The 16,835-nt window shown below is 40.7% G+C and carries 25 protein-coding genes; 21 read left to right on the top strand and 4 right to left on the bottom strand.

Features of this window, described 5'->3' with window-relative positions; genetic code table 11:
* Positions 1–2: 2 nt before the first annotated feature.
* The 7 genes from WAO84_RS06885 (at position 3) to WAO84_RS06915 (ending at position 7,630) form a co-directional block, all read left to right on the top strand.
* Positions 3–1,160, top strand: coding sequence for a formimidoylglutamase (locus WAO84_RS06885; protein ID WP_340064677.1), 1,158 nt, complete (start codon positions 3–5; stop codon positions 1,158–1,160).
* A 128-nt stretch (positions 1,161–1,288) separates the two neighbouring features.
* Positions 1,289–2,641 carry a T9SS ring complex lipoprotein PorK/GldK gene (porK, locus tag WAO84_RS06890; RefSeq protein ID WP_340064678.1) on the top strand — a complete coding sequence of 451 codons (1,353 nt, stop codon included), beginning with the start codon at positions 1,289–1,291 and terminating at the stop codon, positions 2,639–2,641.
* A gap of 44 nt (positions 2,642–2,685) precedes the next feature.
* Positions 2,686–3,339: a type IX secretion system motor protein PorL/GldL gene (porL, locus tag WAO84_RS06895; RefSeq protein ID WP_340064680.1), complete on the top strand. Its 654-nt coding sequence runs from the start codon at positions 2,686–2,688 to the stop codon at positions 3,337–3,339.
* A gap of 40 nt (positions 3,340–3,379) precedes the next feature.
* Positions 3,380–4,945 carry a type IX secretion system motor protein PorM/GldM gene (gene porM, locus WAO84_RS06900; protein ID WP_340064681.1) on the top strand — a complete coding sequence of 522 codons (1,566 nt, stop codon included), beginning with the start codon at positions 3,380–3,382 and terminating at the stop codon, positions 4,943–4,945.
* A gap of 11 nt (positions 4,946–4,956) precedes the next feature.
* Complete coding sequence (porN, locus tag WAO84_RS06905; protein ID WP_340064683.1) at positions 4,957–5,850, top strand: type IX secretion system ring subunit PorN/GldN; 894 nt, start codon at positions 4,957–4,959, stop codon at positions 5,848–5,850.
* 94 nt (positions 5,851–5,944) lie between these two features.
* Complete coding sequence (locus WAO84_RS06910; RefSeq protein ID WP_340064685.1) at positions 5,945–7,000, top strand: NAD(P)/FAD-dependent oxidoreductase; 1,056 nt, start codon at positions 5,945–5,947, stop codon at positions 6,998–7,000.
* A 69-nt stretch (positions 7,001–7,069) separates the two neighbouring features.
* Positions 7,070–7,630, top strand: a complete 561-nt coding sequence (locus tag WAO84_RS06915) for a pentapeptide repeat-containing protein (protein WP_340064687.1) — start codon at positions 7,070–7,072, stop codon at positions 7,628–7,630.
* 19 nt (positions 7,631–7,649) lie between these two features.
* On the opposite strand, the gene WAO84_RS06920 is transcribed toward WAO84_RS06915, so the two are convergent.
* Positions 7,650–8,054, bottom strand: coding sequence for a DUF983 domain-containing protein (locus WAO84_RS06920; RefSeq protein ID WP_340064690.1), 405 nt, complete (start codon positions 8,052–8,054; stop codon positions 7,650–7,652).
* Between the two features lie 67 nt (positions 8,055–8,121).
* Here WAO84_RS06920 and WAO84_RS06925 point away from each other — a divergent pair, with 67 nt between their 5' ends.
* Positions 8,122–10,038, top strand: coding sequence for an ABC transporter ATP-binding protein (locus WAO84_RS06925; RefSeq protein WP_340064692.1), 1,917 nt, complete (start codon positions 8,122–8,124; stop codon positions 10,036–10,038).
* A 69-nt stretch (positions 10,039–10,107) separates the two neighbouring features.
* On the opposite strand, the gene WAO84_RS06930 is transcribed toward WAO84_RS06925, so the two are convergent.
* Entirely contained in the window at positions 10,108–10,329 is a 222-nt protein-coding gene (locus WAO84_RS06930; RefSeq protein ID WP_340064693.1) for a hypothetical protein, read from the bottom strand.
* A 181-nt stretch (positions 10,330–10,510) separates the two neighbouring features.
* Between WAO84_RS06930 and WAO84_RS06935 the strand changes: the two genes are divergently transcribed.
* The 11 genes from WAO84_RS06935 (at position 10,511) to WAO84_RS06985 (ending at position 14,041) form a co-directional block, all read left to right on the top strand.
* Positions 10,511–10,750 (top strand): hypothetical protein, encoded by a 240-nt coding sequence (locus WAO84_RS06935; protein ID WP_340064694.1) that lies wholly within the window; start codon positions 10,511–10,513, stop codon positions 10,748–10,750.
* Between the two features lie 110 nt (positions 10,751–10,860).
* Positions 10,861–11,076: a hypothetical protein gene (locus WAO84_RS06940; protein ID WP_340064695.1), complete on the top strand. Its 216-nt coding sequence runs from the start codon at positions 10,861–10,863 to the stop codon at positions 11,074–11,076.
* Positions 11,077–11,200: 124 nt separating this feature from the next.
* A complete protein-coding gene (locus WAO84_RS06945) occupies positions 11,201–11,386 on the top strand; it encodes a hypothetical protein (protein ID WP_340064696.1) in 186 nt (61 codons plus the stop codon).
* A gap of 58 nt (positions 11,387–11,444) precedes the next feature.
* Positions 11,445–11,600, top strand: coding sequence for a hypothetical protein (locus WAO84_RS06950; protein ID WP_340064698.1), 156 nt, complete (start codon positions 11,445–11,447; stop codon positions 11,598–11,600).
* 151 nt (positions 11,601–11,751) lie between these two features.
* Entirely contained in the window at positions 11,752–11,928 is a 177-nt protein-coding gene (locus tag WAO84_RS06955; protein WP_340064699.1) for a hypothetical protein, read from the top strand.
* Between the two features lie 136 nt (positions 11,929–12,064).
* A complete protein-coding gene (locus WAO84_RS06960) occupies positions 12,065–12,259 on the top strand; it encodes a hypothetical protein (RefSeq protein WP_340064700.1) in 195 nt (64 codons plus the stop codon).
* Positions 12,260–12,404: 145 nt separating this feature from the next.
* Positions 12,405–12,623, top strand: a complete 219-nt coding sequence (locus tag WAO84_RS06965; RefSeq protein ID WP_340064701.1) for a hypothetical protein — start codon at positions 12,405–12,407, stop codon at positions 12,621–12,623.
* A 167-nt stretch (positions 12,624–12,790) separates the two neighbouring features.
* On the top strand, positions 12,791–12,991 hold the full coding sequence (locus WAO84_RS06970; protein WP_340064702.1) for a hypothetical protein: 201 nt from the start codon (positions 12,791–12,793) through the stop codon (positions 12,989–12,991).
* Positions 12,992–13,140: 149 nt separating this feature from the next.
* Positions 13,141–13,335, top strand: coding sequence for a hypothetical protein (locus WAO84_RS06975; protein ID WP_340064703.1), 195 nt, complete (start codon positions 13,141–13,143; stop codon positions 13,333–13,335).
* A 174-nt stretch (positions 13,336–13,509) separates the two neighbouring features.
* A complete protein-coding gene (locus WAO84_RS06980; protein WP_340064704.1) occupies positions 13,510–13,719 on the top strand; it encodes a hypothetical protein in 210 nt (69 codons plus the stop codon).
* Positions 13,720–13,837: 118 nt separating this feature from the next.
* Positions 13,838–14,041, top strand: a complete 204-nt coding sequence (locus WAO84_RS06985) for a hypothetical protein (RefSeq protein ID WP_340064705.1) — start codon at positions 13,838–13,840, stop codon at positions 14,039–14,041.
* 210 nt (positions 14,042–14,251) lie between these two features.
* Here WAO84_RS06985 and WAO84_RS06990 read toward each other — a convergent pair whose 3' ends face one another.
* Together WAO84_RS06990 and WAO84_RS06995 are read right to left on the bottom strand one after the other, a co-directional pair.
* Entirely contained in the window at positions 14,252–14,770 is a 519-nt protein-coding gene (locus WAO84_RS06990) for an RDD family protein (protein WP_340064706.1), read from the bottom strand.
* A 24-nt stretch (positions 14,771–14,794) separates the two neighbouring features.
* On the bottom strand, positions 14,795–15,250 hold the full coding sequence (locus tag WAO84_RS06995) for a RidA family protein (RefSeq protein ID WP_340064708.1): 456 nt from the start codon (positions 15,248–15,250) through the stop codon (positions 14,795–14,797).
* Positions 15,251–15,507: 257 nt separating this feature from the next.
* Here WAO84_RS06995 and WAO84_RS07000 point away from each other — a divergent pair, with 257 nt between their 5' ends.
* Entirely contained in the window at positions 15,508–15,741 is a 234-nt protein-coding gene (locus WAO84_RS07000) for a hypothetical protein (RefSeq protein ID WP_340064710.1), read from the top strand.
* Between the two features lie 7 nt (positions 15,742–15,748).
* Complete coding sequence (locus WAO84_RS07005; RefSeq protein WP_340064711.1) at positions 15,749–16,816, top strand: SagB family peptide dehydrogenase; 1,068 nt, start codon at positions 15,749–15,751, stop codon at positions 16,814–16,816.
* The last annotated feature ends 19 nt before the right edge of the window (positions 16,817–16,835 follow it).

Genomic DNA, 16,835 nt, shown 5'->3' on the forward strand with positions numbered 1-16,835 from the left:
TTATGGAATTTCCTTTCCTGGCCCCTGTGCAAAGTGTGGTCCTGGCCCACAACCAGTTATTACCAAAACAGGCATTGGGCAAACAGATCAGGATACATACCGAAAAAGAAGGTGTACCCGACCTCTCGAAAGTGAAGATAGCCCTCGTAGGGGTTAATGAAACCAGGAATGCCAATGTTAAACCCAGAGAGGCACTCAGGCTATCAGATATACGTGTAGAGATCTACCGGCTTTTTGCAGGCAACTGGCCTCTGGTTATGGCAGACCTCGGCGATGTTTTACAAGGGGAGACCGTACAGGACACCTATTTTGCCGTGCGCACCCTTATAGAAGAACTTACCAGAAAAAAAATAGTGACCATTATTTTGGGCGGGAGCCAGGATCTTACCTATGCAGTGTATCGGGGTTTTGACAGGCTCGGGCAAATGGTAAACATTACCTCGGTAGATGCCCGGTTTGATTTTGGTAATGTCGAAGAACTCATATCTTCCCATTCGTATATGAGTAAGATTATCATAGAAAAGCCAAATAATCTTTTCAATTTTTGCAACCTGGGGTATCAAACCTATTACAATGCCCAGGAAGAGATAGACCTTATGGAAAAACTCTTTTTTGATGCCTATAGGTTGGGCAGTATAGCTGCAGATATTACCGTAGCAGAACCCTCCCTTCGCGATGCCGATATAGTGAGTATTGATATGTTTTCTGTAAAAAGTACAGAATTACAATGTGAAGGGTTTTATGCGCCTAATGGTTTTGACAGCCGGGAGATCTGTGCTATTGCCCGGTACGCCGGAATTAGTGACCGGGTCTCGGTTTTTGGTATATTTGAGTGTGCCAATGCCCCCGCGTTTTCACAACTGGTGGCACAAATGGTATGGTATTTTACCGAAGGCGTTAATTTCAGAAAGAACGATTACCCCATAGCTTCGCTTGAGGCGTATGAGAAATACATAGTACCCTTAGACAATGAAGAACTTCACTTTTTTAAAAGTCATTTGTCTGGTAGATGGTGGATTGAAATACCTATAATTCCCAATTTGAATAATAAATTAAAAAGACATGCGTTATTACCTTGCACCCACCAGGATTATCTGGATGCCTGTAACCAGGTAGTTCCCGAAAGATGGTGGAAAGCATATAAAAAAACATTGATATAGTATTAATAACGTATAAAATGCAGTTAACCAACAGCAATAATATGTTTCGCAACAAAGTATTGTGTATTTGGAAAAATATAAATACGTTTACGACCTTGAATCTTAAATTTAACTTAACCTGATATTGTATGAAAAAGCTATTAATGTGTATAGCCTTGGGTGTACTTCTATATAGCTGTGGCTCGAAAGACAAAGGCGAACTGGTAGGTGTAAAGGGTAAAAAATGGTACCCCGAAAAACCATACGGTATGACCTTAATTCCGGGTGGATCTTTCATTATGGGAAAATCAGATGATGATTTTGCACAAGTTCTCAACGCCCCCACAAAAACTGTTACCGTTCGTTCGTTTTATATGGATGAAACCGAAATTACAAATAGCGAATACCGTCAGTTTGTAGAATGGGTAAAAGATTCAATAGTTCGTACCCGACTGGCCATACTGGCAGACGAGCTTGGCGAGACTCCCGATAATGAAGGGATAGGAGAATACGCATTTAAAGATGCCGATACCGCAGATCTGTCTGTCTATGAAAAATATATGCTTGATAATTATGCCGGTCTTGGAGAGACCGGGTATGAAGGCCGGGCACTTAACAAGGAAATAGACCTTATATGGGATACTTCAGATTATCCTGATGAATTTTATGCTGAGGTAATGGATTCTATGTACGTACCTATGGAAGAATCGTATAATGGGGAACGGTCTATAGATGTTAAAAAACTGAAATTCAAATATACCTGGATGGATATTCAGGCAGCAGCCAGAGCTAAAAAGGGCAGCCGTAAAGATTTTGTAAAAACAGAAGAACTCGAGATCTATCCCGATACCACCGTATGGATCAAAGACTTTGCGTATTCATATAATGAACCTATGCACAATGACTACTTCTGGCATGATGCCTTTAGCGACTATCCGGTAGTAGGCGTAAACTGGAAACAGGCCAAAGCCTTTTGTGCCTGGAGAACCAAATATAAAAATGACGATCAGAAACGAAGAAATCGTCATAATGTAAACCAGTTCAGGCTTCCCACCGAAGCCGAATGGGAATATGCCGCCAGAGGCGGACTGGAGTCTGCAACTTACCCCTGGGGAGGGCCCTACATCCTGAATGATCGCGGATGTTTCCTGGCCAACTTCAAACCTCAGCGAGGAGATTACGCAGCAGACCAGGCTCTATATACAGTAGAGGCAAAATCCTATGAACCTAATGATTACAACTTATACAATATGGCAGGAAACGTTTCCGAATGGACGAATTCTTCATATGACCCCAATTCTTATGAGTATGTTTCTACAATGAACCCTAATGCTTTCGATGATGAAAACCGTCGTAAAGTGATTAGAGGAGGTTCCTGGAAAGATGTTGCGTACTTCCTTCAGGTAAGTTCACGTGATTACGAATATCAGGATTCAGCGAGAAGCTACATTGGTTTCAGAACGGTTCAGGATTACCTGGGCACCGATGCAACCTCAAACTAATGTAACCAAATTAATTATTATACTTAACTAAATGTAAAATTACTATGGCACAATCAAAATCAACAAAAAAGCTATTTAATTTAGCTTACGGATTAGGAGCTTCTATTGTTATTCTGGGAGCGTTATTCAAAATTCTACACTGGGAGCTGGGCCCGCTTAACGGAGGGTTCCTGCTGGCAGTAGGACTTATTACAGAAGCTATCATCTTTGCTATTTCTGCTTTTGAACCGGTTGACGATGATCTGGACTGGACCCTGGTATATCCTGAACTTTCCGGAGGGCAGACTTCAAAAAACAAAGCCAAAGAGGCACAGGATGCCAAAGAAGCCGAAGGCATACTTTCCAAAAAACTGGACGATCTTCTTAAAGAAGCAAAAATAGACTCAGAACTTATGTCAAGCCTGGGTGAGAGTATCAGAAACTTCGAAGGTGCCGCCAAGAATATGTCGCCTACACTAGATGCTATTGACTCTACCAGGAAATACGGTGAAGAACTTTCACTGGCGGCAGCTCAAATGGAATCACTTAACAGCCTGTATAAAGTACAGTTGGAAAGTGCCAGCCGTCAGGCTACCATTAATGAAGAAGTTGCCAATAATGCCGGAAAACTTAAAGAGCAAATGGAATCATTGACTTCCAATCTCTCATCACTTAACGGAGTATATGGCGGAATGCTTTCTGCCATGAGCCGTAACTAATTAGTATCCCTAATTTATCATAACCAAAAACTAATTAGAAATGGCAGGAAATAAATTATCACCAAGGCAGAAGATGATTAACCTCATGTATCTGGTGTTCATAGCCATGCTGGCTCTGAATATGAGTAAAGAGGTGTTATCTGCCTTTGGCCTTATGAATGAGAAGCTTGAGGCTTCTAACGAAAAAACAACAAAATCCAATGAGTCGTTCCTAACAGCATTAAGTGTAAAGGCTCAGGAGCAACCCGAAAAATTTGGGGATATCTATCAAAATGCCCAAACTATAAAGTCATTATCATCAGATTATTACAGTTATCTCGAAGGATTGAAAAACGAGATGACCAAAAAACTAGATGACAAAACCGACTATGAAACCATGGATAAGTCTGATTATCTTGATCAGAAGTTTTTTCAGGGAGACCAATATTCGAAAGAAGGTAAGCAGTTTGTAGATAATATGAATAACTACCGTGAAAGTATGTTAGCAGCCCTTCCCGATGAATATACAGATACAGAAGAAGCAGTAAAAGACCGTTTTAGTACCGGAAATGAAAAAGGTAAAGTAGAAAACCGTGACGGGAAATCCGTGGACTGGCTTAACCATAACTTTGAGCGTTTTCCACTTATTGCTTCCCTTACTAAAATTACACAGATACAGTCTGACATAAAAGCTACCGAAGAAGATGCGCTTTCCAAAATGTTTGAAGGGCAGCTCACTACCGAAGTATCCATGACCAACTATTCTACCCTGTTGCAGCAGCCTAAATCGGCTTACTACCAGGGAGAGCGTTTTGACGGATACATTGTACTGGGTAGAACAGACGAAACTACCAAACCCAACGAGGTAGAGTTATTTCTTGATGGGCGTAAGCTTACCGAGAAAGAATATTCCTTTGAAGGGGGTAGAGTAAAACTTAATGTGAATACCGGTTCTGCCGGAGATCACAAAATAACCGGTAATCTGTTTTTCGATCAGGATGGTGAGCGTCTGGAAGTTCCAGTAGAACAAACTTTTGCCGTGATTACCAAGCCTAACTCAGCCGTTATCTCGGCCGATAAGATGAACGTGGTGTATCGCGGAGTAGCAAACCCTATTACCATCTCAATTCCCGGAATACCCGACAACAAAGTGAGTGCCAATGCTCCAGGTCTTTCCAGAGTTTCCGGAAGCAAGTATATAATGAACCCTGGGAAAGGAAGAAGCGTAACCATTACCGCATCAGGGACTCTGCCGGACGGACAGAGTGTTAAAACACCGCAGGAATTTCGTATTAAAGATATTCCGCGTCCTTCAGGTACCGTTCGAGGTGAAGCGAACAGCGCTAAAATGACAAAGAATAACCTGGAGATCTCCACCATAGGTGCCATTCTGGAAGATTTTGACTTTGACCTGAACCTCGCCATTAGCGGTTTCAAGTTTAAAGTACCCGGCCAGCCTACCGTAGAAGTGCGGGGCAACAAAATGGACTCCCGTGCCAAAAGTGCTCTTAAAAGAGCCAAAAGAGGCGATGCCGTTCAAATTTTTGACATAGAAGCATATATTACCAACAACAGGACCTATAAACTGAAAAAAGTATCGCCTGTAGTAATTGAGCTTACCAACTAATACATAGAATCATGAATTGGAAGAATGTAGTATTAATAGCAACTGCCACCTTACTAACTTCTACCGGCGTGTATGCACAGGCCAACCTGTTAAATGCCAAAAAGCCGGAAGAAATAGGTGTACGTACCGAAGCGCAGAAAGAAGCAGATAACGATGCCCCCCTGCCTTACGGGTATGTAGATGACCGTGATATACTCTGGTCAAAAACCGTATGGGAAATTATTGATCTGGACGAAAGGATTAATTTTCCTTTCTATTACCCTATAGATACCGTAGATATAGGGCCTAACAGGAGGTCGCTTTACGATGTGCTTATGAAAAGTATTCGTAGCGGGGAGCTAGAAGATATTTACGTAGATTCGTATTTTACCGAAAAGCGTAAACTGGAAGATCTGGAAGCTACCCTCACCAAAATTGATACTACCGATCTGGGTTATGAGCAGTTTAATGCCGGAGAGCCCATTTCTCCCGAGTATATTAACCGAAGAGACCTTACTGCTGCCGATATCGAAGAGTGGCGCATAAAAGGGCTCTGGTACTTTGACAAGCGCCAGGGAGAGCTTAAATACAGGCTTCTTGGGATTGCTCCCGTAGCTCCCGATGTAAACTTTATAGATAGCGATCAACCAGATAAGGTAGAGCTGTTTTGGGTATGGTACCCCAGTGTACGACAGATTTTGCACCAGGCAAAAGTGTTTAACGGTCGTAACAGTGCCCGGCCCATTTCGTTTGACCACCTGCTGAACTCCAGACGCTTTAACGCCTCTATTTATAAAGAAGATAACGTTTACGGAGACCGTTCCATTGCAGATTATCTTAAAGAAAATGCGCTATTTCAACTGTTGGAATCGCAAAAGATCAAAGAACAGATTCGCGATTTCGAGCAGGATATGTGGAGCTACTAAGCAAAACACCCATTCCAATTCACCATATCAAAAGGCCGCCCACATCAGTGGGCGGCCTTTTATTTCTGATGTTTTTTTCTTGTAAATTTGCAGTATGACCGATTATATTGTAGTAGGCTCAGGACTGGCGGGGATTGCCTTTTGCGAGACCCTTCAGCAAGAAGGAAAATCCTTTATCGTTTATGAGGACAGTTCTCAACATTCCTCTACCGTAGCAGGAGGGCTGTACAATCCCATTATACTAAAACGTTTTACCAAAGTATGGAAAGCCAGAGAACAACTGGATGTGGCCCTTCCATTTTACAGGCAACTGGAAGAAAAGCTGGAAGCGTCTTTTGATTACAAAGTGCCTGTGCGAAGGCGCTTTGTTTCCGTACAAGAGCAGAATAAATGGTTTGAAGCGGCAGACAAACCCGGTCAGGGAGAGTTTATGTCGCTAACCGTAGTAAAGAACCAAAACCCTTGTATTGACGCTCCCTATGGCTTTGGAGAAGTATTGCAAACCGGAAGAGTAGCGTCAGGGAAATTACAGGCAGCCTATAGAGAGCATTTGCGTGAGCAGGGTCTTTTACGGGAAGAAACCTTTCAGATAGACCATATGGAAACCGGTGCAAATGAAATACAGTACAAAGATATTCGTGCCCGGTATATTGTTTTCGCAGACGGTTTTGGTATGACAAGCAATCCCTGGTTTCTGTATTTACCTTTAAACGGTACCAAGGGTCAATTACTTACTATTAAAGCACCTACCCTACAATTGGATTTTGTTCTTAAATCGGCTGTTTTTTTAATACCTCTTGGCCACGATTTCTATAAAGTAGGGGCTACTTATGAGTGGCACGATAAAACCAATACCATTACTTCACAGGCCCGTAATGAGTTATTGGCCAAAATGGAAACTTTTATTACCTGCCCCTATGAAGTAACTGCCCAGGAAGCCGGTATTCGCCCTACGGTGACCGACAGGCGGCCCCTGGTGGGGCGCCATCCGCAGCAAACCCGTATTCTTCTTCTAAACGGTATGGGGTCCCGCGGGGTCATGGTAGCTCCGTATATTGCCCGGCAACTATATGATTACATTGAAAAAGGAAAGGCACTCTGTACAGAGATCAATATAAAGCGGTTTGAAAAAAAACACTTTAAAGTTTGAGGTATAGGGCTTTAGATGTTTGCTAAAACATTTAAATTGTTAATTTTACCCTCAAACCAAAACAAACCAATGAGTGCAAACGTAATTTATGACAAAAAATTTACGTCAATACATCTGTTACCCAAGGGAGATTACGAGAACTGTTTATTTACACGGTGTAAAATGGGAGGTACCGATTTGTCTGGCATCAGTTTTACAGAGTGTACATTTGTGGAAACCGACCTGAGTGCCACCCGGCTTATGGGTACAGCGCTTCGTGGTGTACATTTTGAAGATTGTAAAATGATGGGGTTAAAGTTCAACCACTGCGATCCTTTTTTATTTTCAATAAAGTGTTCCCGTTGTACTCTTAATTTTGCTTCTTTCTTTCAGTGTGATCTTACCAGGAGCCATTTTAAAGGTTGCCGGCTCATTGATGTTGATTTTGCTGAGGCAAATCTGACCGAAGTATGCCTGGATCAATGTGATTTACAAGGCGCACAATTTGAGAACACCCTATTGAGGAAATGCGATTTCCGAACCGCATACAATGTATCCTTAAGTCTTGAGATGAACGATCTGAAAGGTGCCCGGTTTACACTGGAAGGGTTACCGGGATTACTGGCTCCTTATGGCATTGAAATAGAGTAATAAAACGTTTTCCAAAGGCTTATGCCTGGGTAGCCGGCTTTGGGTCTTTTACAGCCTGAGGATCGTATTTGATAAAAAAGTTGATCCATATATTTCGTGCCAGCCGCATAATTACCGGCATAAACACAATAAGGGTAGCTACAATGGCTGCAAAAGCTATTTTAAGGCCTGTACCTATAAAAAGATAAGTTATTACAAAAGCAGCTACGGCAAAAGCAACCCCTACGCCATAACTAACATACATGGCGCCGTAAAAGAATGAAGGCTCAATTTTATACCGCAGGCCACAGTGTGAGCACTGCTCATTCATTTTAAGAGTCCTGGCAGGATGGTAGGCATTTTTTGATACATACATGCTCTCCATATGGCATCGGGGGCAACTTCCTGTTAAAATGCTGTAGAGTTTCGTTCCTTTTTTTAACATTTGCAAAAGTTTTATACAAAAATAATCATTATCACAGGAATTTTGGGTAACAATAGTCACATATCGTATGCTTAGCATTCATAACATATCAGTATCATTTGGAGGAGAATTTCTTTTTGAAGAAGTAGCTTTTCGCTTAAATGCCGGAGATCGCATAGGATTAGTAGGGAAAAACGGTGCCGGTAAAAGTACCATGTTACGTTTGCTGTCGCGCGAAATGCAACCAGACTCGGGAACCATAGCTACCGATAAAGAAGTAAAGATCGGTTTCCTGAAACAGGATATCGATTTTGAAAAAGGGCGTACGGTTTTAGAAGAAGCCTATCAGGCCTTTTATGAGATCAAAACCCTGGAGGCCCGTCTGGAAGATATAAACAACGAACTGGCCACCCGAACCGATTATGAAAGTGAAGGGTATAATGAGCTTATGGTGGCACTGAGTGATATAACCCACAGGTACGAGATCGTAGGTGGCTACAACTACCAGGGCGATACCGAAAAAGTTTTAATGGGGCTGGGTTTTAAAAGAGACGATTTCCATAAACTTACCGATACGTTTTCCGGCGGATGGCGCATGCGTATAGAACTCGCCAAACTGTTGCTGCAGCAAAACGATGTGTTATTGCTGGATGAGCCCACCAACCACCTCGATATAGAAAGTATATTATGGCTCGAGCAGTTCCTCAGGAACTACAGCGGGGTAGTAGTGATCGTATCGCACGATAAAATGTTTCTTGACAACGTGACCAATCGCACCATTGAGATATCACTGGGGCGCATTTATGATTATAATAAGCCCTATTCACAATATCTGATATTGCGTGAAGAAATGCGTACGCAACAGTTAAGTGCCCAAAAAAACCAGGAAAAACAGATCCAGCAAACCGAAAGGCTCATTGAAAAATTCAGGGCCAAGGCTTCCAAAGCATCCATGGCACAGTCACTTATTAAAAAACTGGACCGTATAGATCGTATAGAAGTAGATGAAGATGACAACAGTGTAATGGCTATTCGCTTTCCGGTATCTGTCACTCCCGGGAAAGTAGTAGTAGAGGCAGAAGGGGTTTCCAAAAGTTACGGTGATAAAACCGTGTTGCACAAGGTAGATCTGCTCATTGAAAGAGGCAGTAAAACTGCTTTTGTAGGGCAGAACGGACAGGGGAAAACCACACTGACCAGGATCATTGTGGGAGAACTCGATCATAAAGGAGTGCTAAAACTGGGCCACAATGTGCAGTTGGGATATTTTGCCCAGAACCAGGCAGAATATTTGAATGGTGAAAAAACCGTTTTGCAGACTATGGAAGATGCAGCAAACGATACCAACCGTCCGCGGGTACGTGACATGCTTGGTGCATTCCTCTTTAGGGGCGATGAGGTTGAGAAAAAAGTAAAAGTCCTTTCCGGGGGTGAGCGTAACCGACTGGCCCTTTGTAAAATGTTGTTACAGCCTTTTAATGTACTGGTAATGGATGAGCCCACCAACCACCTGGATATAAAATCAAAAAACGTACTTAAAGAGGCCCTGCAACAGTTTGAAGGCACACTCATACTGGTATCGCATGATCGTGATTTTCTCCAGGGGCTTACCAATAAAGTATATGAGTTTAGAGATCATAAGATCAAAGAATATCTGGGTGATATTGATTTTTTCCTGGAGCAGCGGCAACTGGCTACGTTACGGGAGGCAGAACTAAAAGAGAAAGAGGCGGCTTCTGTAAAAGATAAAAGCAATGCGCTTAGCTATGAGGCCCAGAAAAAAGTAAAATCGCTTAAGAATAAGCTCAGTAAAGTAGAATCCCGTATTCGGCAACTTGAAAAGGAACTGGCGGCTATAGATGTAGAGATGGCCATTGACTACGACAAGGTTATTGCACAGAAGGGTTTTTTTGATGCCTATGAGACCAAAAAAGCAGAACTGGAAACTTTAATGACCCAATGGGAAACGGTTTCCGAGGAACTGGAAACACTGGAAACCCATTAGCCCGGGTTACACTTCTTCAGTAGTATTGTATCACCATATACATACGGCAGCCTCTTGGCAGACTGCCTATTATAATTGTTCACAAACAATGTAGGCCGAAGGTCCGCACGAATCCGGCTGGCAGGTATTACCAAAGTCAGTAGGGCAATCGCGTGTATCATTACAGAGTCCGTCGCACGACTGTAGCCACAAAGTATTGGTATAAGTATCACTTTGTCCGCCAGTGGCATAAAGCAATGTGGAGACTTTTACTTTTTGGAAGCTCAGGATTTTTAGCTGTTTTTTTCTCATTAGTTTATATAACGATTGGTGTGCTGATATCTTTTCAGAAGATTTTTTAGTATTATAAAAGTAAGAAAAAAGTGTTTTTTAAAAGTGTTAATTCTGTTAAATATTTATAAAAAAAATCTGTATTTCTTTTGATTTTTAATAAATTTAGCGTATTGCTATTGAAAACTTTAAATTATTGATTATGAAAAAGAAATCCTTACAACAACTGGCCCTTAAAAAGAGAACCATTTCAAGCTTTAGTAATTCGGTAAAAGGCGGAGAAGTGGCATCCAGTTATCCTACTACAAGGCCCACGCCTACGATAACGGAACCGCTACCTACGGTAACCAGACCTACAATAACCGTCTTACCTATAACAACAACTGTTACGTCACCTGTTACCATTCCCATAACAGTTACGCGGGAAGAACAGATGCGATAATTGAAAGTTGCCGAAAATCATATAAAAGAATACAGGCTACACTCCTGCGTAGTGTAGGGGTGTAGTAGGTATTCATTAGAAATTGGTGGGAAATCAAATAAAGCTTAAACATGAAAAAGAAATCTTTAGAACAACTCGCATTAAAAAAGAGAACGATCTCAAACTTTAGTGACTCCATACATGGGGGACAGACAGCATCCAGTTATCCTACCATTATACCTACATCCAGTTCCAGACCTATGGTAGCAAATACCGCACCTCTAATAACAGTTGCTTCACCTGTATTACCGGTTACCACGCCGGAATTTGAACAGAAAGTAAATTGATAGAGGTAATTACATACGGTTACCATATAAAATTAGTGTGAGCTACGTCCTGATCGCTATACAAGTATAATTTCATACTAACGTGATATACAATTAAATATAAATAAAAACAAAAACTAAAAACATGAAAAAGAAATCCTTACATCAACTGTCACTTAACAAAAAGAAGATCTCTAATCTGGATAGCCATTCCGTAAACGGAGGAATCATCTGGAAACTTACCTTTACCATAGTTACTCGAACCATTCCAGGTAATATTACCAATGAAACTACGTCTTCTTCTCCTTCCGAAGCGCAAAATCAAAATTAATGGGCATAGATGGTAAACATCGGTGCTTTGAAGTAAAAATAACTTTAAAAACAAAAACATGAAAAAGAAATCCTTACACCAACTGTCACTTAACAAAAAGAAAATCTCTAATCTGGATAGTCATTCCGTAAACGGGGGGATTACCTGGACCGTTACGATCAGAGTTTCTATCAGATTTTGTACTACAGTACTCCCGGAAAATGATCAACAATAAAGGCTACCATTTGTGGTCAGTAATTGTTATTACACGAGATACCGTGTAAGAAGCTATATACACTTTTCGGTATAGCGTAAAATCAAAATACAAGGGCACAGGTGGTAAACAACTGTGCCTTTATATTAAAAACAATTTTAAAAACAAAAACATGAAAAAGAAGTCCTTACACCAACTGTCACTTAACAAAAAGAAAATCTCTAATCTGGATAGTCATTCCGTAAACGGAGGGCTGGTAGCATCCAGTGGACCAACAATCACTGTTACAACCACTACGATTAGAGTTTCTATCAGAGTATGTACTACAATATTCCCGGAGCAACTATAGTGACGGCAATTGCTTCTATACGAGATACCTTTTAGAAGCATATGCTCTTTTGTATAATGTGTAAAATCAAAATAAATGGGTACGGTAAGTAAAACACCTGTGCCCTTATATTAAAATAACTTTAAAAACTAAAAAAATGAAAAAGAAATCCTTACAACAACTGGGACTTAAAAAAAGAACGATCTCAAATCTGGATAGTCATTCCGTAAACGGGGGCCAGCAGGCTTCCAGTGGAACTACTACAACATCGACCACCACGGTTACTATTTCTATTGTTGCATGCACTACTAATACCACTATTACACTCCCGGATGACCAACAACAAAGATAACGCTGCCGGAAATATCATAAAACAAGTAGTTATATCTCATGAATTATATTTTACTACAAAACCTTTAAAATTTAAGAGGTTTATACTTTTATAAAGTAATTTTATTCCTAAAAATTGTAAGAAAAATAATATAAAAAATTATATCATGAAAAAAAGCAATTTTTTAACCGGCAGTCTAAAACCTATTTCACGTAATGAGCTAAGAAAAATAGCGGGTGGCTCTGGTCCATGTACAAGTTGTTCTTTGGTGTTTACAGACCCGGGAACAGGATTTTGTAGTTTTATGGATCAGGGAGAACTCTGTCTGGGGCGTCTTTTATTTGTAGCTCCCGGCTCTAATGAAAAGATTTGTTGTCCGCTTTAAAACTAAAAAAATTACTGTGAGATAAGCTGTTTCTGTATGGAACAGCTTTTTTGTTGTGTTTGTTTTATATTTTACTACAAAACCTTTAAAACTTAACGGCTTTACACTTTTGTAAAGTAAGTTTATTTTTATAAATTGTAGGAAAAATAACATAAAAAATAAATATCATGAAAAAAAGCAATTTTTTAACCGGCAGTCTAAAACCTATTTCACGTAATGAGCTAAGAAAAATAGCTGGTGGTACCGGTAGAGGGTGCCCCCCGTGTGGTTCCCCGTTTCTAAGCAGTGGAACCGGCCGCTGCGCTTTTGTGGGGCCCAATGGGCAGATCTGTAGAGGTACTGTTATTCAGGGACAATGCTGTATATAAAACAATGTTAGAGAAACTACTGGTAAAAAAACACCCTATTTCCTGTAGCGCATTTGGAAACCCCAACAAAGACGAAGGATTTTGTACTACAGGCACTGGATTTATCTGTTATAAATAATACAAAGATTTTATAAATTAAATTTTTACCCATGAAAAAAAGAAATCTTTTATCAGGGAATGTAAAGCGCATTTCCCGCAGTGAATTACGAAAAATAGCCGGGGGTAACAGTGGCTGTTCTGGCTGTGGTTCTCCATTTCTGGATAGCGGAACCGGACAATGTGCCTTTAGATCCGGAGGACAGATCTGTTTCGGAACAGTACAGGGTAGCCGATGCTGTGTGTAACCCGGATGATTGCCATTTTATAACTCCAGGAAAGCTGTTTCCGCAGGAAGCAGCTTTTTTCTTTGACCGCATTTTCAGAGGTAACCAAAAAACCTTTAAAGATCAATGGTTTTACACTATCATAAACTCATCATATTTATATAATTCGTAAGAAAATAATTAAAAACATATATCATGAAAAAAAGCATTTTTTTATTAAACGATCTACTGCGCATATCGCGTGGTGAATTACGTAAAATAGCAGGCGGTAGTACCAGAGAGTGTTTTGGATGTGTTTCCGAATATCTAATAGGTGCTTTTGGACAGCGATGTGGTTTTCTAGCGCCTTCAGGAGAGATCTGCAGGGGCACTGTTCGCGATGGGCAGTGTTGTGTGTCCCACTAATATCTTGTTTTAAATTTTCTTATGCTATGACTGGAAACCGCAAAAAATAGGTGGTTTTCTATTACCGGGAATTACGTACAATTTCATAAATTGTAAGAAAATAATATAGCCTCAAATAATGAAAAAACTAAGAACCGATCTATTATACGGACTGTCTCGCAATTTTCTCAGGAGAATAGCGGGAGGTACTAAAGTAATCTGTATATCCGGATGTTATACGCCTTATCTTGGAGGCCGGGAAGAAGGAAGCCCCTGTGCATTTGCAGGTGCCTCGGGAGGCATTTGTTACGGTACAGTTACTAATGGTAAGTGCTGTACCTGAACAGGTTTTCCATATATCAACCGGTGGCTAAATACAGATATTTATCCGGAAGACCCTGTGAAATACGATATATTTAAACAGTTTTATACATATAAAACGTAAATAAAGAACCTCTTTAATTTTATTTGATTACTTATTTTCCATAAAAATCGCTTCTCATCGCCAGAGAAGCGATTTTTTTAAGTATCCCTATGTTGTAACAGAAGCCGTTCAGGACTCATTTACTTGTGTTTTTAGGAGCCGGTCGTATAATGATCTCCTTTTTGGATCTGCCAGAATACTTATCATATAACTTACAAAAAGTACCATACCGGCTAAGGTAAGTATGCGCAGACCGGGTTCATCTTCAAAATACAAAGGTGTTGGAAAAATAACCCCCAGGTGCGCTATTTCCCAGGGTAATAGTTTTAAAAAAGTTCTTAGAAAAGATTTTCCGGGTGATATTCTTTGGTTTTCCGGGTTTTGAACAGAGAGCCTAAAAAGCCGTTTACCAAGTGTGCCTTTAGCCCGGTTACTGTCAAAATAGGTAAAATAAAACCATACCGGAAGCGAAATAGTACTCAGTACATATAGTTCCATATTCAGGCTGTTCTCGAACCAGGTATCAGCAAGTCCCAGTCTGGTTCTAAGAGTGCCCAAAATGGCCCATTGCAGTACAAGTATTAGAATGGTATAACACAAAGTAACGTCAATGAAATAAGCCAGGGTTCTTTTTAAAAAATATCGCATAACCAAATTAGAATACACAGGCACTTACTCCTGCACTACCGCTACTGCTTCAATCTCAATTTTCCAGCTCTCTTTTCCCAGAGCCGCTACCCCTACCAGAGTACTGGCCGGCATATCTGTATCACCCAGTATTTCCTTTCGTACTTTGCGAAATGCGGGTAGTAACTCAGGAGAGTAGTCCACAATATAGGTATTCATTTTTACCACATCTTTAAAGGTGGCACCTGATGCCTGTAAGGTAGTTTTCATATTAGTAAGTACTTCCCGCATTTGTGCCTCAAAAGTATCGGCTTCGCTTATCTGTCCCGATACATAAATAGTTTTCAGGTTTCCGGTTTGTACCACCACCGCTTCAGAATACCCGTTATGGGTGTTTATAAAGGTTTTGGTAAGAGAAGGTATTTCAAAGTCAGGAGCAGCAGGAGGTTGTTGACAGGCTGTAATGGCAACTACCAGTAGTAATAAAATAGAAGTTTTCATTAAAATCTTTTGAAGGGAAAGATAAAAAATACAGATCATATAGCACATGCATTTTAGTTAAAAGGTATAAAGACATACTTGTGTTATAAGTATGTGAAAAATATGATAAGTAGGAAAATTATTTGTATATTAATAGTGATAATCTTAGTTATAAAAACCTGATAAACATAGTAAAAGGAAAAGCAAATAACTGTTTTGCAGTTATTAAAGGGAAGCCGAAAACTTTACAGAGTAGGCATATATTCAAAAAGATCAAAATGGAAGAAAGACAGCGATTAATTGACGAGTCGGCAAGAATGATCAAAGAACTGGCAGCAGACCAGAAAATTCAAATTCAGCTTACCCCGGAGCAGTATGCGGCCCTTGAGGAGGGCTGGAACGCATATGACCATTCACAACCTGCACAAATTACTTTTGTAGTTAACGGAAAAAATGAGGCAGAGCTTAAAGTAGCAGCCTATACGTATCGACGTACTACTTGTTGCGCATAAGTAAGTTATGTACAGTGTAAGCAAACATCTTTTGTTTTATTTTAAGAACGGTCAGTTTACCGGTGAGAACTATCTCACCGGTAAACTGACCGTGTTGAGTACAAATGTTTTGCAAATTGTAAGGTATGTGAGCGATGTTTACCGATCTATGGAGGAGATTAAGGAAAAATTCAAAGGGGTACCGGACATTGAAAAGCTAATAACCGATTTAACGGAAGCGGGAATACTGACTGAGAAAACTTCGGAAAGAGCGAAGCAGGAAAAAGTACTCGAAGAGTGGGAGTGGGATCTGCCTGCACGGTATTATCACGCCAGAACCCATTATGTAAACTTTGAGGCGAATAATGAAAAAGTATGGGCCGAGCTAGATCAAAAAGCGGGCAGTGAGCCTCCTCCCGAACCGTATATAACGTTGCCTGATGTAACATACCGGCCTTTGCCACCTCCATCTGGCAACCTCAATTACAATATATTCAGGAGTTTACTGGAAAGGCGCACCTGCCGTGCGTTTCTGGCAGTACCAATAACTGAGCAGGAGCTTTCAGACTGTATGTATTACAGCTTTGGAAAGACTGGAGAATACAAAGGCGGGAGTCTGGGCGATGTGATCTTTAAGACCTCTCCTTCCGGTGGTTCGCGTCACCATCCCGAAGTATATGCAGTAATTAACAGAGTGCAAAATTTGGAATCGGGTATTTATCATTATCACCTGCATACCCATAGTTTGGGCATGTTGCACAAAGGGGATTTTTCACAGTGGGCCACTCGTGCCTGTTCCGAACAGAAATGGGTTACCAACTGTTCGGCAGTTTTTATAATTACCTCATTACTTAAAAGGAATATGTGGAAGTATCGTCATGCCCATGCCTACAGAGTTATACAACTGGATATAGGGCACCTGGCACAAACCTTTAACTTAACCTGTACTGCTATGAGACTGGCTTCCTTTGGCACTGCTGCCCTAAACAATACTCTTATTGAAGAAAAACTCAAAATACATCCCTACCGGCAGCCGGCCATGTACGTCACGGCAGTCGGCCACCCCGATAAAAATGATCCCGCGTACGCAAGATAATATGGGGTCATACTACAGT

It is taken from the genome of Ascidiimonas aurantiaca, assembly GCF_037646345.1.
In the GTDB taxonomy this organism is placed as follows: Bacteria; Bacteroidota; Bacteroidia; order Flavobacteriales; family Flavobacteriaceae; genus Ascidiimonas; species Ascidiimonas aurantiaca.

What these genes read in the sequence shown, in the direction of transcription:
- WAO84_RS06970 (WP_340064702.1), top strand. Translation starts at nt 12,791, where the DNA reads ATGAAAAAAAGCAATTTTTTAACCGGCAGTCTAAAACCTATTTCACGT.
- WAO84_RS06930 (WP_340064693.1), bottom strand. Translation starts at nt 10,329, where the DNA reads ATGAGAAAAAAACAGCTAAAAATCCTGAGCTTCCAAAAAGTAAAAGTC.
- porL (WP_340064680.1), top strand. Translation starts at nt 2,686, where the DNA reads ATGGCACAATCAAAATCAACAAAAAAGCTATTTAATTTAGCTTACGGA.
- WAO84_RS06995 (WP_340064708.1), bottom strand. Translation starts at nt 15,250, where the DNA reads ATGAAAACTTCTATTTTATTACTACTGGTAGTTGCCATTACAGCCTGT.
- porN (WP_340064683.1), top strand. Translation starts at nt 4,957, where the DNA reads ATGAATTGGAAGAATGTAGTATTAATAGCAACTGCCACCTTACTAACT.
- WAO84_RS06940 (WP_340064695.1), top strand. Translation starts at nt 10,861, where the DNA reads ATGAAAAAGAAATCTTTAGAACAACTCGCATTAAAAAAGAGAACGATC.
- WAO84_RS06985 (WP_340064705.1), top strand. Translation starts at nt 13,838, where the DNA reads ATGAAAAAACTAAGAACCGATCTATTATACGGACTGTCTCGCAATTTT.
- WAO84_RS06955 (WP_340064699.1), top strand. Translation starts at nt 11,752, where the DNA reads ATGAAAAAGAAGTCCTTACACCAACTGTCACTTAACAAAAAGAAAATC.
- WAO84_RS07000 (WP_340064710.1), top strand. Translation starts at nt 15,508, where the DNA reads ATGGAAGAAAGACAGCGATTAATTGACGAGTCGGCAAGAATGATCAAA.
- WAO84_RS07005 (WP_340064711.1), top strand. Translation starts at nt 15,749, where the DNA reads ATGTACAGTGTAAGCAAACATCTTTTGTTTTATTTTAAGAACGGTCAG.
- porK (WP_340064678.1), top strand. Translation starts at nt 1,289, where the DNA reads ATGAAAAAGCTATTAATGTGTATAGCCTTGGGTGTACTTCTATATAGC.
- WAO84_RS06910 (WP_340064685.1), top strand. Translation starts at nt 5,945, where the DNA reads ATGACCGATTATATTGTAGTAGGCTCAGGACTGGCGGGGATTGCCTTT.
- WAO84_RS06920 (WP_340064690.1), bottom strand. Translation starts at nt 8,054, where the DNA reads ATGTTAAAAAAAGGAACGAAACTCTACAGCATTTTAACAGGAAGTTGC.
- WAO84_RS06960 (WP_340064700.1), top strand. Translation starts at nt 12,065, where the DNA reads ATGAAAAAGAAATCCTTACAACAACTGGGACTTAAAAAAAGAACGATC.
- WAO84_RS06965 (WP_340064701.1), top strand. Translation starts at nt 12,405, where the DNA reads ATGAAAAAAAGCAATTTTTTAACCGGCAGTCTAAAACCTATTTCACGT.
- WAO84_RS06950 (WP_340064698.1), top strand. Translation starts at nt 11,445, where the DNA reads ATGAAAAAGAAATCCTTACACCAACTGTCACTTAACAAAAAGAAAATC.
- WAO84_RS06975 (WP_340064703.1), top strand. Translation starts at nt 13,141, where the DNA reads ATGAAAAAAAGAAATCTTTTATCAGGGAATGTAAAGCGCATTTCCCGC.
- porM (WP_340064681.1), top strand. Translation starts at nt 3,380, where the DNA reads ATGGCAGGAAATAAATTATCACCAAGGCAGAAGATGATTAACCTCATG.
- WAO84_RS06925 (WP_340064692.1), top strand. Translation starts at nt 8,122, where the DNA reads ATGCTTAGCATTCATAACATATCAGTATCATTTGGAGGAGAATTTCTT.
- WAO84_RS06990 (WP_340064706.1), bottom strand. Translation starts at nt 14,770, where the DNA reads ATGCGATATTTTTTAAAAAGAACCCTGGCTTATTTCATTGACGTTACT.
- WAO84_RS06885 (WP_340064677.1), top strand. Translation starts at nt 3, where the DNA reads ATGGAATTTCCTTTCCTGGCCCCTGTGCAAAGTGTGGTCCTGGCCCAC.
- WAO84_RS06935 (WP_340064694.1), top strand. Translation starts at nt 10,511, where the DNA reads ATGAAAAAGAAATCCTTACAACAACTGGCCCTTAAAAAGAGAACCATT.
- WAO84_RS06915 (WP_340064687.1), top strand. Translation starts at nt 7,070, where the DNA reads ATGAGTGCAAACGTAATTTATGACAAAAAATTTACGTCAATACATCTG.
- WAO84_RS06945 (WP_340064696.1), top strand. Translation starts at nt 11,201, where the DNA reads ATGAAAAAGAAATCCTTACATCAACTGTCACTTAACAAAAAGAAGATC.
- WAO84_RS06980 (WP_340064704.1), top strand. Translation starts at nt 13,510, where the DNA reads ATGAAAAAAAGCATTTTTTTATTAAACGATCTACTGCGCATATCGCGT.